This window comes from Rhodobacter flavimaris (genome assembly GCF_021378075.1).
Classification (GTDB): domain Bacteria; phylum Pseudomonadota; class Alphaproteobacteria; order Rhodobacterales; family Rhodobacteraceae; genus Rhodobacter; species Rhodobacter flavimaris.
This window is the reverse complement of sequence record NZ_JAJUOS010000002.1, coordinates 201641-217012: the sequence shown is the minus strand read 5'-3', so window position 1 is coordinate 217012 and position 15372 is coordinate 201641. Positions and strand designations below refer to the sequence as shown.

Sequence of the window (15372 nt, the reverse complement as noted above, 5' to 3'; positions counted from 1 at the left end):
AGGATAGAATGCTCAAAAAGATCAAGACGATCCTCTACGCGACCGACCTGTCTAACACCTCGGTCTATGCCTTCCGCTACGCGGTCTGCCTGGCGAAGGCGCTCGATGCGCGGCTGCATATCCTGCACGTGGTCGAGCCGATGAGCGAGGACGCGCGGGTCACGCTGCACTTCTTCATCAACGACCCGCTGGCGCGTGAACAGGCGCTCAACCGCCGCTTCGAGAGTGCCCGCGAGTTGCTGAACGAGAGGCAGGAGGCGTTCTGGACGCAGATGCCCTCGGATGAGAAGGCGCTGCGCGACCGGGTGGACGAGATCGAGGTGATCGAGGGCTTCGCCGCCGAGGCCATCCTGAAGCGCGCCGCAAGCCTGCCCGCTGACATGATCCTGATGGGCAGCCATGCCCACGGCATTTCCCATACCTTCCTTGGCACGGTCGCCAAGCGGGTTCTGCGCCGCTCGCGCATCCCGACCCTGATCGTGCCCTACGCCGAAGACTGAACCACAAGGACAAGACCATGACCAAGACCCTCACCGCAGCTGACCTGCGGGCGACCTTTGACGCCTTCAACCGTCACGACATCGACGCCGTGATGACCCATTTCGCCGATGACTGCGAGTTCACGACTGTTGCCGGACCCGAGGAATTTGGTGCGCGCATCGTTGGTCGCGAAGCCATCGCCAAGGCCTTCGTCGGGGTCTGGACCGCGATGCCGGATGCCGAATGGGCGGATCACCATCACTTCGTCTGCGGCGATCGCGGCGTGTCGGAATGGACCTTCCGGGGCACCGATGCCGAAGGGCGGCGGATCGAGGCCAAGGGCGTCGATCTGTTCACTATCCGCGATGGCCAGCTGGTGACGAAACAAGCCTTCCGCAAGCAGCGGCCCGTGCTCGACCCGAAATAATCCCCCTCCAGCGCAGGAACCACGGCAATGAATGCCTTCACCCAACGGCGGGCCAGTGCGCCCTACAACCCAAGCTACGATCCGGTAACCGACCGCTCGATCGGTCATGGCAGCGCCTATGCGCCGACCTATTGGATCGGAACGGCCGGAACCCCGCCGGCCGATGACGGCCCGGTGACGCAGGACATGGATGTCGATGTCGTGGTGATCGGCTCGGGCTACACCGGGCTGAGCTGCGCGATCCACCTGGCCAAGGAATTCGGCATCAAGGCGCATGTGCTTGAAGCCAACGGCGTGGCCTATGGCTGCTCGACCCGCAACGGCGGGCAGGCGCAGATCTCGTCGGGGCGCCTCAAGCGTTCGCAATGGATCGAGCGTTGGGGCCTCGATATCGCCAAGGGGATGCATGCCGAGGTCACCGAGGCCTTCGATCTCTTCCGTGGCCTGATCTGCGACCACGCGATCGCGTGCGAGCCGCAGGATGGCGGGCATTACTACATCGCCCACAAGGCCTGGATGATGCCCAAGCTTGCGAAGGAAGCTGCCCTTCTGCGCGAGACCTTCGGTTATGGCGCGCGCATGCTGAGCCGCGAGGAGCTGCACGAGACCGCCGTCAAGGACATGGAGGCCCAGGGCGCCATGTGGGAGCCCGACGGCACCGGCATCCATGCCGCCAAGCTGGCTTTCGGTTACCTGCGGGTTGCGCGCGAACTCGGCGCCAAGGTGCATGTCGACAGCCCCGTCGAGGGGTGGGAGACGAAGAACGGCGTTCACCATCTGCGCACGCCGGGCGGCACCGTCCGCGCCCGTGCGGTTGCCGTGGCGACGGCGGGCTATGCGCCGCGCGGGCTGCACCGCCGGCTGCGCGACCGGATCATGCCGATTATGTCGAACTCGATCACCACGCGGGTTCTGACGGACGCTGAACTTGCCGCCTGCGATTTCAAGGTGACCTCGCCGCTGACCGATACGCGCACGCTGCGTCACTACTACCGGCTGCTGCCGGATAACCGGGTGCAGATCGGCTCGCGCGCTGCGATCACCGGGCGTGACGCGGACAATCCCGCCCACCTCGCCGCCCTGCGCGAGGGGCTTGCGCGCAAGTTCCCCGCGCTGCGGGGCATTCCGCTGGATTACAGCTGGTGGGGCTGGGTCGATGTCAGCCACGACATGATGCCGCGCATCACCGCGATGCCGGATGTTCCCAATGCCTACTATGCCTTGGGCTATGGCGGGAACGGCGTGATGTATTCCGCCCAGGCTGGACGGCGCATGGCGCAACTGGTCGCAGGCCGTGCCGCCGACATTCCCCAACTGCCGATCTTCCGCAGCGAACTGCCCCACGAGGGCTGGAAAACGCCGTTCCGGCGCCTCGGCCAGTGGGGCCTCTACAAACTCTACCACTTTCAGGACGAGCGCGGCTGAGCCCGCGTGAACAAGGAGAAACGCACATGAAAATGACCACTGAAGAAGCCTTCATCAAAGTCCTCCAGATGCATGGCATTGATCAGGCTTTCGGCATCATCGGCTCAGCCATGATGCCGGTCTCGGACCTGTTCCCGAAGGCCGGGATCAAGTTCTGGGATTGCGCCCATGAAACCAATGGCGGGCTGATGTGCGACGGTTACATCCGCGCCACCGGCAAGATGGCGATGGCCATCGCGCAAAACGGCCCCGGTGTGACCGGTTTCGTGACTGCGGTGAAAACCGCCTACTGGAACCACACGCCCATGCTGCTGGTGACTCCGCAGGCCGCCAACAAGACCATCGGCCAGGGCGGCTTCCAGGAAATGGAGCAGATGCGCCTGTTCACCGACAGCGTCTGCTACCAGGAAGAGGTGCGTGATGCCTCGCGTATCCCCGAGGTGCTGAACCGCGTGATCCTGAAGGCGCTGCGAGGCTCGGCCCCGGCGCAGATCAACATCCCGCGCGATATGTGGACCCAGGTGATCGACGTTGATCTGCCTCAGATCGTGAAGTTCGAGCGCCCCGCCGGCGGCGAAGAGGCCGTGGCCGAAGCCGCTCGCCTGCTGTCCGAGGCGCGCTTCCCGGTGATCCTGTCGGGCGCCGGCGTGGTGCTCTCGGGCGCGATCGCTGATCTGGCGAACCTGGCCGAGCGTCTGGACGCGCCGGTGTGCTCGAACTACCAGCACAACGACAGCTTCCCCGGCTCGCACCGTCTGGCAGTTGGCCCGCTTGGCTACAACGGCTCGAAGGCCGCGATGGAGCTGATCGCCAAGGCCGACGTGGTTCTGGCACTGGGCACGCGTCTTAACCCGTTCTCGACCCTGCCGGGCTATGGCATCGACTACTGGCCGAAAGAGGCCAAGATCATCCAGGTCGATATCAACGCCGACCGTATCGGGCTGACCAAGAAGGTTACCGTGGGGATCGAGGGCGACGCGGCCAAGGTGGCGCGCGGAATCCTTGCACAACTGTCGGGCACCGCAGGCGACGAAGGCCGCAAGGAGCGCCGCGAGCTGATCTCGCAGACCAAGTCGCGTTGGGCGCAGGAACTGACCTCGCTCGATCATGAGCAGGACGACCCGGGCACCGTCTGGAACGAGGACGCCCGCACCCGCGACGCCGATCTGATGAGCCCGCGTCAGGCATGGCGTGCTATCCAGGCCGCGATCCCCGAGGATGCGATCATCTCGTCAGATATCGGCAACAACTGCGCCATCGGCAACGCCTACCCGGCGTTTGAGAAGGGCCGCAAATACCTGGCGCCCGGCCTCTTTGGCCCCTGCGGTTACGGCTTCCCGTCGATCCTCGGCGCCAAGATCGGCTGCCCGGATGTCCCGGTCATCGGTTTTGCCGGCGACGGCGCCTTCGGTATCTCGATGAACGAGATGACCGCCTGCGGTCGCGACGACTGGCCGGCGATCACCATGGTGATCTTCCGCAACTACCAGTGGGGCGCGGAAAAGCGCAACACGACGCTTTGGTATGCCAACAACTTCGTCGGCACCGAACTGGACCGCGACACCACCTATGCCGGCATTGCCCGTGCTTGCGGTGCGCATGGCGTCCAGGTGCGCTCGACCGAGGAGCTGACCGAGGAACTGCGCAAGGCGGTCGATCGTCAGATGACCTCGAAAGAGACGACCTTCATCGAGGTTCTCCTGAACCAGGAACTCGGCGAGCCCTTCCGTCGCGATGCGATGAAGAAGCCGGTCGTCGTGGCGGGTATCGACCCCGCGGATATGCGTGCGCAAAAAGGCGCGTTCTGAGCCACTGGGGGCGGCGCCCATCCGCCCCCAGAACCTGCCCGGCCCCCCTCCACCCTACCTCGGGGCCGGGCAACACCCCGTCTTGACCAGATTGGATATTCCATGACCGCCCTGCTGGCTTCCCCGGCTGCCGTGCGCAGCCATTTCCCCGGTTTTGTCGTGGCGCTGCTGATCGCCGTGACCGCCCAGTTCCTGTCCGAGCATTACGGCGCACCGGCGATGCTCATGGCGCTGCTGCTTGGGCTTGCGTTGAACTTCCTGGCCGAAGACGGCAGTGCCACGGCGCCCGGCATCGCCATGACGGCGCGCACCGTGCTGCGCTTCGGCGTGGCGCTTCTGGGGGCGCGCATCTCGGTCGAGATGCTGGCGCAGCTGGGGCCGCAGTTGATCACGCTGGTCGTCGGAGGGGTTTTGGCCACGATTGCTTTCGGCCTGATCCTTGGCAAGCTGACCGGCCGCGACTGGCGCTTTTCGCTGCTGACCGCAGGCTCGGTCGCGATCTGCGGCGCCTCGGCCGCCATGGCCATCGCGGCCATTCTTCCGCGCCACGACCGCGCCGAACGCGATCTGAGCTTCACGGTCCTGTCGGTGACCGTGCTGTCCACCATCGCCATGGTCCTCTACCCGATGTTGTCCGCGCAACTGGGCTTCGATGCCCGCGCGGGTGGCGTGTTCCTGGGCGGCACCATTCATGATGTGGCGCAGGTCGTTGGTGCAGGCTTCTCGATCGGTCCGGAGACCGGTGAGACCGCGACGCTGGTCAAGCTGATCCGCGTATCCATGCTCGCACCCGTCGTTCTGGGGGCGTCGCTCATCATCCGCGCCAGCGGCGCGCATAACGGCACCGAGGGTAAGCGGCCGCCGATCTTGCCCGGCTTCGTGCTTGGCTTCCTGGCGCTTGCGGCGCTGAATTCCTTCGGACTGATCCCTCAGGTCGTCGCGGAAGCCGCCAACGTGGTCTCGCGTTGGGCCCTGCTGACGGCCATCGCCGCTGTGGGCGTCAAGACGTCGCTTGCCAAGGTGCTCTCGGTCGGCACCGGCGCGATTGCCACAATCGTCGCGCAAACCGTGTTCATCGGGGCGGTCGTCCTGATTGGCCTCCGCTTTCTGGGGTAAGACATGAAAGTTCTGAACGATATCTTCGAGGCCGCACGCGCGGACAATCGCATCATTCTGTTGCCCGAGGGCGAGGATCCGCGCATTCAGGCCGCCGCGCTGCGCGCGCGGCGCCTGGGGATCGCCACGCCCGTTCTTCTGGGCGATGTGGCTGCCATCGAGAACGGCCTTCGTGAGCTTGGCGCTGCGCCGGGCGAGATCGAGGTTGAAGACCCTCGGACCTGTGCCGACTACGACGCGCTCTCCCAATCATGGCACGCGCTACGTGCCCACAAGGGAACGACACTGGACGAGGCCCGCCGCGCCGTCGCCGATCCGATGCTTCAGGCCGCGTTGCGCGTGCGCCTTGGGCACGCCGATGGCACCGTGGGCGGTGCCGTTGCCACCACGGCTGAAACGGTCAGGGTCGCGCTTCAGGCCCTCGGCTGTTCGCCTGGCAACAGCATCGTCTCAAGCTTCTTCCTCATGATGGCCTGCGCCGACACCGCGCCCTTCAAGGGAGGGATGATCTTTTCGGATTGCGGCCTCGTGGTGTTGCCCGATGCCCGGCAACTGGCCGCGATTGCCCGCGCGGCTGCCCAAAGCTGTCGACAGTTGCTCAAGGTCGAACCGCAGGTCGCGATGCTGTCCTTCTCGACCGCCGGATCGGCAAGCCATGAAAGCATCGACCGCATCCGCCAGGCACTCGCGATCGTGCGCGAGGAGGAGCCGGATCTGAACATCGACGGCGAGATCCAGTTCGATGCGGCCCTGGACGAGGAGATCCGCGCACGCAAGGCCCCCGGCAGCCGCTTGGCCGGGCGCCCCAACGTGTTCATCTTCCCGGATCTGGCCTCGGGCAACATCGGCTACAAGATCGCCCAGAGGCTTGGCGGGCTGCAGGCCATCGGGCCGGTTCTTCAAGGCCTTGCGCGCCCGGCGAACGATCTGTCGCGCGGCTGTTCGGTCGAGGATGTCGTCAGCGCCATCGCGATCACCGCAGTTCAGGCGCAGGTGCATCCGAAGGCGAAGGGCGTCTACGGTTTGGGTTGCGCGCGGTATTACTAGGGTCAGGACTCATAACCGGAACATGAGGGTTGCGGCGAGAGCGACGGCCGAGAGAAAGCCCTTCTGGCATCTGTCGTAACGGGTCGCCACTCGCCGCCAATCCTTTGGCCTGCCGAACATGATCTTGATCCGGCTGCGGCGTTTGTAGCGGCGCCTGTCGTATTTGACGGGCTTGCTGCGGGACTTCCGGCCCGGGATGCAGGGTCTGATCCCCCGTCTTTTAAGGCTTCGCGGAACCAATCCGCATCTAAGGCTTCGCGGAACCAATCCGCATCATAGCCCCGGTCGGCGAGCAGCCAGTCGGCCTCGGACAGGCTGTTCAGCAGTGCGGCAGCGCCGGCATGGTCGCTGACTTGGCCCGCAGTCATGAAGAACTTAAGCGGGCGGCCCCTGGCGTCCGTGACGGCATGCAGTTTGGTGTTCATGCCGCCCTTGGTTCGACCTATCAGGCGTCCACGCCCCGCTTTTTCGATCGCAGGCTCGGGGCCGTGCGATGCGCTTTCAGATAGGTCGCGTCAATCATGATTGTCTTCCGATCTGAAGCCTTCGCAGCCAGTCCCTCGAAGATCCTGGCGAACACGCCCATCTCGCTCCAGCGTTTCCAACAGTTGTAGAGCGTCTTCGGCGGGCCCTACACGGTCGGCGCGTCGCTCCACCGCAAACCATTGCGATTGAGAAAGATTATCCCGCTCAACACACGCCGGTCATCGACGCGCAGCTTGCCGTGGCTCTTTGGAAAGAAAGGCTGAAGCCGCGCCATCTGCGCGTCCGTCAGCCAGAAAAGACTGCTCATCATGACCCCTTCAGTTCAGGAGCGTGAATCACGCCAGCAGAGCATCCGCAAGCCGATTAATGGGGCCTGACCCTAAGGAACCGATCCGCACCATAGAGGATCTCCAAGGCAAGCGCCTGCGCCTTTCAGGCCTTGAGCAGGGGCGACTGCTGAACGAGCTTGGCGGTAGCCAGGTGTCGATGGCTGGCGGCGAGGTCTTTCAGGGAGGGCCGGAGCGAATCTGGCGCGTCCCGCGCCGACGTCGCGCCGCCTGCTTAAGCCGCTCCCGTACCGCCTCTCAGGTAGCTGCATCGATGATGACCGGATGCGCGGCGGGCCAGCGTCAGCTCTTGTGGCCGATCATGCCACGATCGACTTGGTTGGTGAACAGTTGGTGGATTTGGCCAGGGGTAAAGAACAGGCCTCCGGTCTGGCGGTCGCCCTCGTTGATCCTGAGCTTCGAACGCAAGCGAGCTGCCTCGGCCGCCCGGGCGGTTGCATTCAGGCATTCATGCCGGAGATAGAGGTCAAAGATGTTGCGGATGGGTCAAGAAGAACGAGGTGCCACAACGCTCGCGATACGTTCACGAGTGAAACTCAGTAGGATTTCCGCTGCCCGCGACAGGCGGCGTCCTCGTCCGCGTATGATGAGATATGGATCGACGACGACCTGACGCTTCAGTTCCAGACGTCGAAATCCGGCCGATACGGGCGGCTCAAGCATTAGTTCGATGACTTCCATCGACATAGGCGCAATGGCATCTGATTCCTTGAGTAGCGCGATGATCACAAGCAGGGACGAGGTTGTGATCACGTCGTTCGGGGCGACCAGGCCCTCATCGTGAAATGCGGCCTCGATCGCCTGACGGATTGGCGCACCGCGGTCCTGAAGGATCCACGGGAGGCGGTGCAGAGAGCCGATCGACACCGGTCCTTGGCCAAGCATCGGATGCTCGTCCCGGACCAGAAGTTGCACGATCTCGTTGCGTGCAGGCTCGATCTCGAAATCGCGCTGATCCACGTGCGGGGGCAGGCGCGCGAGAACGAAGTCGAGATCGCCGCGTTCCAACGCCTGTGTCAGGACAAGCGAAGGCGCAACCTCGACCGAAATATTGACCATCGGTGCCTGCTGTTTCAGGCGCTGTATCGCGGGGACCAGCTGGCCAAGCGCAGGGCCAGTCACTGCGCCGACCCGCACGAGCCCGCCTTTGCCGGTCTGCAGTTCGGCGAACTCCTCCGAAAGCTGACCAAGGTCGAAGACCATTCGCGCCGCGTGGCGCGCCAGCAAGGTGCCCGAGGGCGTCGGCTCCATGCCCTTTGGGGTACGGATAAAAAGCCGCGTTTCGAGCTGGCGCTCGAGTTCTGCCAGCAGTCGCGAGGCAGCCGGCTGGGTCATGCCGCATTCGGAGGCGGCGACCTGGAGCTGCCCATGCCTTTCGATAGCCGCAATGAGGCGGGCCTGGGCGGGGCGAAGGTTACGTAGGAGGTCCGTCATGACATACCGTTTAAGTAATGTAGAATACTTATATTGGTATTTGTTTGGTATGTCATTAGCGGATAAAACGATTCCGTTCCCAGAGTGGAACCCGACGGGGGGCAGGGAGGCTCCCCCGCAATGGGAGGATACCAATGAAATTCATGAAACTCGCGGGTGCGCTCGCGGTCAGTGTTCTTGCGATTACGTCGCAGCTGCATGCTGAGGGCAAGGGCACGGTCGGGATCTCGATGCCGACGAAATCGTCGGCACGCTGGATTGACGACGGCAACAACATGGTCAAGCAATTCCAGGACGCGGGCTACGACACCGACCTGCAATATGCAGAAGACGATATCCCCAACCAGCTTGCTCAGATCGAGAACATGGTAACCAAGGGCGTCGATGTCCTCGTGATCGCCGCGATCGACGGCACGACGCTGTCGAACGCGCTTGAAAATGCCGCGGCGGCCGGCGTCAAGGTTATCGCCTATGACCGTCTCATCCGTGACTCGGGCGACATCGACTATTACGCGACCTTCGACAACTTCGGGGTGGGTGTGCTGCAGGCAAACTCGCTGGTCGAGGGCCTCAAGGCACGTTTCCCCGACGTTCATCCGTGGAATGTCGAGCTGTTCGGCGGCAGCCCCGACGACAATAACGCCTATTTCTTCTACGACGGCGCCATGTCGGTCCTGCAGCCGATGATCGACGCTGGCGACATTGTCATCCCCTCGGGGCAGATGGGCATGGACAAGGTGGGCACGCTGCGTTGGGACGGCGCGGTGGCTCAGGCGCGGATGGATAACATCCTGTCCGCGAACTACACCGATAAGGAAGTCAACGCGGTGCTTTCGCCCTATGACGGTCTCTCGATCGGCATCCTGTCCTCGCTCAAGGGCGTGGGCTACGGCTCGGGTGATCTCAAGATGCCGATCGTCTCGGGTCAGGACGCCGAAGTGCAGTCGATCAAGTCGATCCTGGCGGGCGAGCAATACTCGACCGTGTTCAAGGATACCCGCGAACTGGCCAAGGTTACGGTCGGCATGGTCAATGCCATGCTTGAGGGCAACGAACCCGAGGTCAACGACACCACCACCTACGACAACGGTGTGAAAGTCGTTCCGTCCTACCTGCTCGTGCCGGTTCCGGTTGATGCCTCGAACTGGGAAAGCGTGCTGATCGGTTCGGGCTACTACACCGCCGACCAGATCAAGTGATCCTCCCGTGATGGCGTCCGCGGTCTGCGGATCGCGGGCGCCAGCCTTTTCCGGCAGGGCGTGGCCTCGGCCACCCCTATCGGGCACACTTTCGCAAGAGGCAGGGCGATGACCACTCTTCTCGAAATGCGCAATATCACCAAGGAATTCCCCGGTGTAAAAGCGCTCGACCACGTGAACCTGTCCGTGCGGCAAGGCGAAATTCACGCAATCTGCGGCGAAAACGGCGCCGGCAAATCCACCCTCATGAAGGTTCTCTCGGGTGTCTATCCGGCGGGCAGCTATGACGGCGAAATCCATTACGAGGGCGCGCTGGCGGAATTTCGCAACCTGCGCGACAGCGAAGACCGGGGCATCGTCATTATCCACCAGGAGTTGGCCCTCGTCCCGCAGCTCTCGATCGCCGAGAACATCTTTCTGGGCAACGAGCGCCAGAAGGGCGGCGTGATGCAGTGGCAGGAAACCTTCCGGCGCACCGAGGAATTGTTGCGCAAGGTCGGGCTTAAGGACACCCCCGGCACGATCGTCGACAAGATCGGCGTCGGCAAGCAGCAGCTTGTCGAGATTGCCAAGGCTCTCTCCAAGGATGTAAAGCTGCTGATCCTTGATGAGCCCACGGCGGCTCTGCAGGAAAATGACTCTCGCAAGCTCCTTGACCTGATGCTGGAGCTGAAATCACACGGTGTGACCTGCATCATCATTAGCCACAAGCTGAACGAGGTGCGCTATGTCGCCGATACGGTCACGGTTATCCGAGATGGCATGACCGTCTCGCGGCTCGATGCCAAGCAGGGTCTGCGTGAGGACGACATCGTTCGCGACATGGTTGGGCGGGACATGTCCCACCGCTACCCCGAGCGCGAGCGCCGCGCAGGCCAGGTGGTGATGGATGTTTCCAAATGGAATGTCTGGCACCCCGAACACGCGGGCCGACGCGTCATCAAGGACATTTCCTTCAGCGTCCGCGCTGGCGAGGTCGTGGGGATCGCGGGGCTCATGGGCTCGGGCCGGACCGAGCTTGCCATGTCGATCTTCGGGCGCAGCTGGGGTCGCGACATCTCGGGAGAGGTGAAGTTGCACGGAACGCCGGTCGACGTGTCGTCCGTCGATCGTGCTATCGCGGCGGGCCTGGCATACGTGACCGAGGATCGCAAAGGCCTTGGGCTGATCCTGGACGAGTCCATCCGTGTGAACACCACGCTTGCAAACCTCGCCGGGGTCTCGACGCGTGGCGTGCTTAACGAGGCAGAGGAGACCGAGGTTGCCGAGCGCTACCGCAAGGTTCTCGCCACGCGCACGCCTTCGGTGATGCAAAAGGTTGGCAATCTGTCGGGTGGCAACCAGCAGAAGGTCGTGCTGGCCAAGTGGCTCTTTACGGAGCCCGAGGTGCTGATCCTCGACGAGCCGACGCGCGGTATCGACGTGGGCGCCAAATACGAAATCTATTCGATCATCAACGACCTCTCGGCGCAGGGGAAGGCCGTGGTGATGATCTCGTCCGAAATGCCCGAACTCTTGGGCATGTGTGATCGGATTTACGTCATGAACGAGGGGGCCTTCGTGGGCGAGCTTGCAGCCGCAGAGGCCAGCCAGGAGCGCATCATGTCGCTCATCGTAACGGAGTGAAGGGAATGGCCATGCAATCGAGTGAATCGGGCGCCGCGGGGGCGGGCGGCGGGGCGCTGAAGTCCTACCTTGTCGCCCACATGCGGGAATATGGGCTGCTGTTCGCCCTGATCGCGATCATGGTGTTTTTCCAGATCGTGACAGGCGGGACGCTGATGCGCCCGGTGAACATCACCAACCTGTTCCTGCAGAACAGCTACATCATCATCATGGCCCTCGGGATGTTGATCGTCATCGTCTCGGGCAATATCGACCTGTCGGTGGGCTCGGTCATGGGCTTCATCGGTGCGTTTGCCGCCGTGATGATCGTCGAATGGAACGTCCCGGTCCCGCTGGCGGTCCTTGTTTCCCTCGTCATGGGCACGCTGATCGGTGCCGCGCAGGGTTACTGGGTCGCCTACTGGAAGATCCCTTCATTCATTGTCACGCTGGCGGGCATGCTGGTTTTCCGCGGCGCCTCGCTGTGGCTGCTCGAGGGCCAGTCGGTCGGTCCGTTCCCGGGTTCGTTCCAGCTGCTCTCGACGGGGTTCGTTCCCGATGTCCTGCCCAAGGAGGCAACTGCGGAGCTTGGCGCGGTCTTCGGCGCCCGCAGCTTCAATATTCTGGCAATGGGCGTGGGGATCGTTGCCGCGGTGGTCATCGTCTCGCTCGGACTGCGCGAACGTGCCCGCAATAGCGCCTACGGGATCGAGGGAGAGCCCGCGAACTTCTTCTGGGCGCGCAATGTCATCGTGCTTGGGGCGCTGCTGTTCCTGACGTTCAAGCTGGCCACCTTCCGCGGCCTGCCCAATGTCCTTGTCACCATGGGAGTGCTGATCGTGATCTACGCGTTCATCACGCAGAACACGGTGATCGGCCGGCGTGTCTATGCGCTTGGCGGCAACGCCAAGGCGGCGAAGCTCTCTGGCATCAAGACGGAACGGCTGACGTTCCTGGCGTTCGTCAACATGGGCTTCCTGGCGGCACTTGCTGGCCTGATCTTCGCTGCGCGTCTGAACACTGCGACGCCCAAGGCAGGCTTCGGGCTGGAACTCGACGTGATCGCGGCAGTCTTCATCGGCGGTGCCTCGATGTCGGGCGGTTCGGGCAAGATCGTGGGGGCCGTGGTCGGCGCCTTCATCATGGGCGTGATGAACAATGGCATGTCGATCATGGGCATCGGCATTGACTACCAGCAGATGATCAAGGGTCTCGTGCTTTTGGCTGCCGTGATCTTCGATGTCTACAACAAGCAAAAGCAGGGGTAAGCCATGCATCTTTCGCAAGTTATCGGCGGCGGCGTCGTCGTCCGTGCGGGCCGGGATGCCCGCCTGATCCCCGGGGCAACCATCTTCGCGCTTGCCTCCGAGGCGGTGGCGCAGGCCCGGCCGCTGCTGCACATGCTGCCCGAAGGCGGCGAGCGTGTCGATGTGATGGCGCTCGCGGCGGGGAACAAGCTGGATGTGCCGGTGCGCCATCCGGAACCCGCGCGCATGTATCTGTGCGGCACCGGGTTGACCCACCTCGGCTCTGCAGCCACGCGCAATGCGATGCATGGCGGCGCGCCCGAGCACGAAACCGACTCGATGAAGATGTTCCGGATGGGGATCGAGGGGGGCAAGCCTGCGGCCGGTGCCGTGGGTGTGCAGCCCGAGTGGTTCTACAAGGGGCCGGGGACCGAGGCCGTTGCGCCCGGCGCACCGCTCACCTCACCGGGCTTTGCGCTCGATGGCGGCGAAGAGCCCGAAATCGCAGGCTTCTACCTGATCGGCCCAGACGGCACGCCGAACCGTATCGGTTTCACGCTGGCCAACGAGTTTTCGGACCACGTGACCGAAAAGATCAATTACCTCTTCCTGGCCCACTCGAAGCTGCGTCCGGCCAGCTTTGGCCCTGAACTGCTCATCGGAGACCTGCCGCACCATATCGAGGGGCGTTCACGTATCCTGCGTGACGGCGAGGTGATTTTCGACAAGCCGTTCCTGTCGGGCGAGGACAACATGTCCCACTCGATCGCCAACCTCGAACATCACCATTTCAAATACGCGCCCTTCCGGCGCCCCGGCGATTTGCACGTGCATATGTTCGGCACGGCAACACTTAGCTTTGGCGCGGGCATCAAGACCGAGCCGGGCGATGTGTTCGAGATTTCCGCCCCCGCCTTTGGCCTCGCGCTGAAGAACCCGCTGCAGGTGGCGCCCGACACCGGGCTTGTCACTGTCCGTACCCTCTGATCGGAGTCCGTCATGTCTGCCAAGACCTTTACCCCCGCCCCGTGGCCACGCCGCCTGCGTTCGCAGGAATGGTATGCAGGCACGTCGCGCGACACGATCTATCACCGCGGCTGGATGAAGAACCAGGGCTACCCACATGACCTGTTCGATGGCCGTCCTATCATCGGTATCCTGAATACCTGGTCCGACCTGACGCCCTGCAATGGTCATCTGCGGGAACTGGCGGAAAAGGTTAAGGCTGGCATCTGGGAGGCGGGCGGCTTTCCGGTTGAGGTGCCGGTCTTCTCGGCCTCCGAAAATACCTTCCGACCCACCGCGATGATGTTTCGCAACCTCGCGGCCCTCGCGATCGAGGAAACCATTCGGGGCCAGCCGATCGATGGGGCCGTGCTGCTTGTCGGCTGTGACAAGACTACGCCCTCGCTGATGATGGCTGCGGCGTCCTGCGATATCCCTTCCATCGTTGTGACCGGTGGGCCGATGCTGAACGGCTACTTCCGGGGCGAGCGGGTCGGTTCTGGCACGCATCTTTGGAAATTCTCCGAGGCGGTGAAGGCTGGCGAAATGACGCAGGAGGAATTCCTTGAGGCCGAGGCGTCGATGAGCCGTTCCTCGGGCACCTGCAACACGATGGGGACGGCCTCGACAATGGCCAGCATGGCCGAGGCGCTCGGTATGGCGCTGTCGGGCAATGCCGCGATCCCTGCGGTCGACAGCCGCCGTCGCGTGATGGCCCAGCTTTCCGGTCGACGCATCGTTCAGATGGTCAAAGACGACCTGAAACCGTCAGATATCCTAACGAAAAATGCGTTCGAAAACGCTATTCGCACGAACGGGGCGATCGGTGGTTCGACCAATGCGGTGATCCACCTGCTTGCCCTGGCGGGCCGTGTGGGCGTGGATCTGTCGCTCGACGACTGGGATCGCTGCGGTCGCGACGTGGCAACCATCGTGAACCTCATGCCGTCGGGAAAATACCTGATGGAAGAATTCTTCTACGCTGGTGGCTTGCCGGTTGTCCTCAAACGGCTGGGCGAGGGCGGGCAGTTGTACAAGGACGCGCTGACTGTCTCGGGCCAGACAATCTGGGATGAGGTCAAGGACGTCGTGAACTGGAACGAGGACGTGATCCTGCCGGTCGAAAAAGCGCTGACGCAGCATGGCGGGATCGCGGTGCTCAAGGGCAACCTCGCGCCCAAGGGGGCGGTTCTCAAGCCCTCGGCCGCCAGCGAACACCTTCTGGTGCATCGTGGTCGCGCCGTCGTGTTCGAGGACATCGACGACTACAAGGCGAAGATCGAAGACCCCGATCTGGACATAGACGAGACCTGCGTGATGGTTCTCAAGAATTGTGGACCCAAGGGCTATCCCGGCATGGCCGAGGTGGGCAACATGGGGCTTCCGCCGAAGGTGTTGAAAAAGGGCATCACCGATATGGTCCGGATCTCGGATGCGCGGATGTCGGGCACTGCCTATGGCACTGTAGTGCTGCACACTTCGCCCGAGGCGGCAGCTGGCGGCCCGCTTGCCGTCGTGCGCAACGGTGACATGATCGAACTCGACGTCCCGAACCGGCGGCTGCATCTCGATATTCCCGAGGCAGAGTTGGCCGCGCGGCTTGCGGATTGGCGACCTCATCATGACGCCGCCGAGAGTGGCTATGCCTGGTTGCATCAGGCGCATGTGGAGGGCGCAGACACCGGAGCGGATCTCGATTTTCTCAAGGGCTGTCGCGGCAATCCGGTGGGCAAAGATAGCCACTGA

Annotated in this window: 12 protein-coding genes and 2 pseudogenes; 12 read left to right on the top strand and 2 right to left on the bottom strand. The window is 63.2% G+C overall.

Annotated elements, in window-relative coordinates:
* The first annotated feature begins 8 nt into the window (after positions 1–8).
* From LZA78_RS03705 to pta, 6 genes are all read left to right on the top strand, one after another.
* Positions 9–500 carry a universal stress protein gene (locus LZA78_RS03705; RefSeq protein ID WP_233675597.1) on the top strand — a complete coding sequence of 164 codons (492 nt, stop codon included), beginning with the start codon at positions 9–11 and terminating at the stop codon, positions 498–500.
* A 17-nt stretch (positions 501–517) separates the two neighbouring features.
* Positions 518–907 carry a nuclear transport factor 2 family protein gene (locus LZA78_RS03700; protein ID WP_233675596.1) on the top strand — a complete coding sequence of 130 codons (390 nt, stop codon included), beginning with the start codon at positions 518–520 and terminating at the stop codon, positions 905–907.
* A 27-nt stretch (positions 908–934) separates the two neighbouring features.
* Positions 935–2332, top strand: a complete 1398-nt coding sequence (locus tag LZA78_RS03695; protein ID WP_233675595.1) for an NAD(P)/FAD-dependent oxidoreductase — start codon at positions 935–937, stop codon at positions 2330–2332.
* A 26-nt stretch (positions 2333–2358) separates the two neighbouring features.
* Positions 2359–4140 (top strand): sulfoacetaldehyde acetyltransferase, encoded by a 1782-nt coding sequence (gene xsc / locus LZA78_RS03690; RefSeq protein ID WP_233675594.1) that lies wholly within the window; start codon positions 2359–2361, stop codon positions 4138–4140.
* A gap of 102 nt (positions 4141–4242) precedes the next feature.
* On the top strand, positions 4243–5256 hold the full coding sequence (locus LZA78_RS03685) for a YeiH family protein (RefSeq protein WP_233675593.1): 1014 nt from the start codon (positions 4243–4245) through the stop codon (positions 5254–5256).
* A 3-nt stretch (positions 5257–5259) separates the two neighbouring features.
* Positions 5260–6303, top strand: coding sequence for a phosphate acetyltransferase (pta, locus tag LZA78_RS03680; RefSeq protein WP_233675592.1), 1044 nt, complete (start codon positions 5260–5262; stop codon positions 6301–6303).
* Between the two features lie 9 nt (positions 6304–6312).
* Here the strand turns inward: pta and LZA78_RS03675 are convergent.
* Positions 6313–7096, bottom strand: a pseudogene (locus LZA78_RS03675) (IS5 family transposase).
* Between the two features lie 77 nt (positions 7097–7173).
* Between LZA78_RS03675 and LZA78_RS03670 the strand changes: the two are divergent.
* Positions 7174–7299, top strand: a pseudogene (locus LZA78_RS03670) (ABC transporter substrate-binding protein); the annotation flags it as partial.
* Positions 7300–7622: 323 nt separating this feature from the next.
* Here the strand turns inward: LZA78_RS03670 and LZA78_RS03665 are convergent.
* Positions 7623–8570 (bottom strand): LysR family transcriptional regulator, encoded by a 948-nt coding sequence (locus tag LZA78_RS03665; protein WP_233675591.1) that lies wholly within the window; start codon positions 8568–8570, stop codon positions 7623–7625.
* 134 nt (positions 8571–8704) lie between these two features.
* Between LZA78_RS03665 and chvE the strand changes: the two genes are divergently transcribed.
* The 5 genes from chvE to araD all read left to right on the top strand — a co-directional run bounded on the left by chvE (position 8705) and on the right by araD (position 15372).
* Positions 8705–9769, top strand: coding sequence for a multiple monosaccharide ABC transporter substrate-binding protein (gene chvE, locus LZA78_RS03660; protein WP_306798957.1), 1065 nt, complete (start codon positions 8705–8707; stop codon positions 9767–9769).
* Positions 9770–9877: 108 nt separating this feature from the next.
* Complete coding sequence (gene mmsA / locus LZA78_RS03655; RefSeq protein ID WP_233675590.1) at positions 9878–11395, top strand: multiple monosaccharide ABC transporter ATP-binding protein; 1518 nt, start codon at positions 9878–9880, stop codon at positions 11393–11395.
* Between the two features lie 5 nt (positions 11396–11400).
* Entirely contained in the window at positions 11401–12642 is a 1242-nt protein-coding gene (gene mmsB / locus LZA78_RS03650) for a multiple monosaccharide ABC transporter permease (RefSeq protein ID WP_438811051.1), read from the top strand.
* 3 nt (positions 12643–12645) lie between these two features.
* On the top strand, positions 12646–13608 hold the full coding sequence (gene araD1, locus LZA78_RS03645) for an AraD1 family protein (RefSeq protein WP_233675589.1): 963 nt from the start codon (positions 12646–12648) through the stop codon (positions 13606–13608).
* Between the two features lie 12 nt (positions 13609–13620).
* Complete coding sequence (araD, locus tag LZA78_RS03640) at positions 13621–15372, top strand: L-arabinonate dehydratase (protein WP_233675588.1); 1752 nt, start codon at positions 13621–13623, stop codon at positions 15370–15372.

What these genes read in the sequence shown, in the direction of transcription:
- LZA78_RS03705 (WP_233675597.1), top strand. Translation starts at nt 9, where the DNA reads ATGCTCAAAAAGATCAAGACGATCCTCTACGCGACCGACCTGTCTAAC.
- LZA78_RS03700 (WP_233675596.1), top strand. Translation starts at nt 518, where the DNA reads ATGACCAAGACCCTCACCGCAGCTGACCTGCGGGCGACCTTTGACGCC.
- LZA78_RS03695 (WP_233675595.1), top strand. Translation starts at nt 935, where the DNA reads ATGAATGCCTTCACCCAACGGCGGGCCAGTGCGCCCTACAACCCAAGC.
- xsc (WP_233675594.1), top strand. Translation starts at nt 2,359, where the DNA reads ATGAAAATGACCACTGAAGAAGCCTTCATCAAAGTCCTCCAGATGCAT.
- LZA78_RS03685 (WP_233675593.1), top strand. Translation starts at nt 4,243, where the DNA reads ATGACCGCCCTGCTGGCTTCCCCGGCTGCCGTGCGCAGCCATTTCCCC.
- pta (WP_233675592.1), top strand. Translation starts at nt 5,260, where the DNA reads ATGAAAGTTCTGAACGATATCTTCGAGGCCGCACGCGCGGACAATCGC.
- LZA78_RS03665 (WP_233675591.1), bottom strand. Translation starts at nt 8,570, where the DNA reads ATGACGGACCTCCTACGTAACCTTCGCCCCGCCCAGGCCCGCCTCATT.
- chvE (WP_306798957.1), top strand. Translation starts at nt 8,705, where the DNA reads ATGAAATTCATGAAACTCGCGGGTGCGCTCGCGGTCAGTGTTCTTGCG.
- mmsA (WP_233675590.1), top strand. Translation starts at nt 9,878, where the DNA reads ATGACCACTCTTCTCGAAATGCGCAATATCACCAAGGAATTCCCCGGT.
- mmsB (WP_438811051.1), top strand. Translation starts at nt 11,401, where the DNA reads ATGGCCATGCAATCGAGTGAATCGGGCGCCGCGGGGGCGGGCGGCGGG.
- araD1 (WP_233675589.1), top strand. Translation starts at nt 12,646, where the DNA reads ATGCATCTTTCGCAAGTTATCGGCGGCGGCGTCGTCGTCCGTGCGGGC.
- araD (WP_233675588.1), top strand. Translation starts at nt 13,621, where the DNA reads ATGTCTGCCAAGACCTTTACCCCCGCCCCGTGGCCACGCCGCCTGCGT.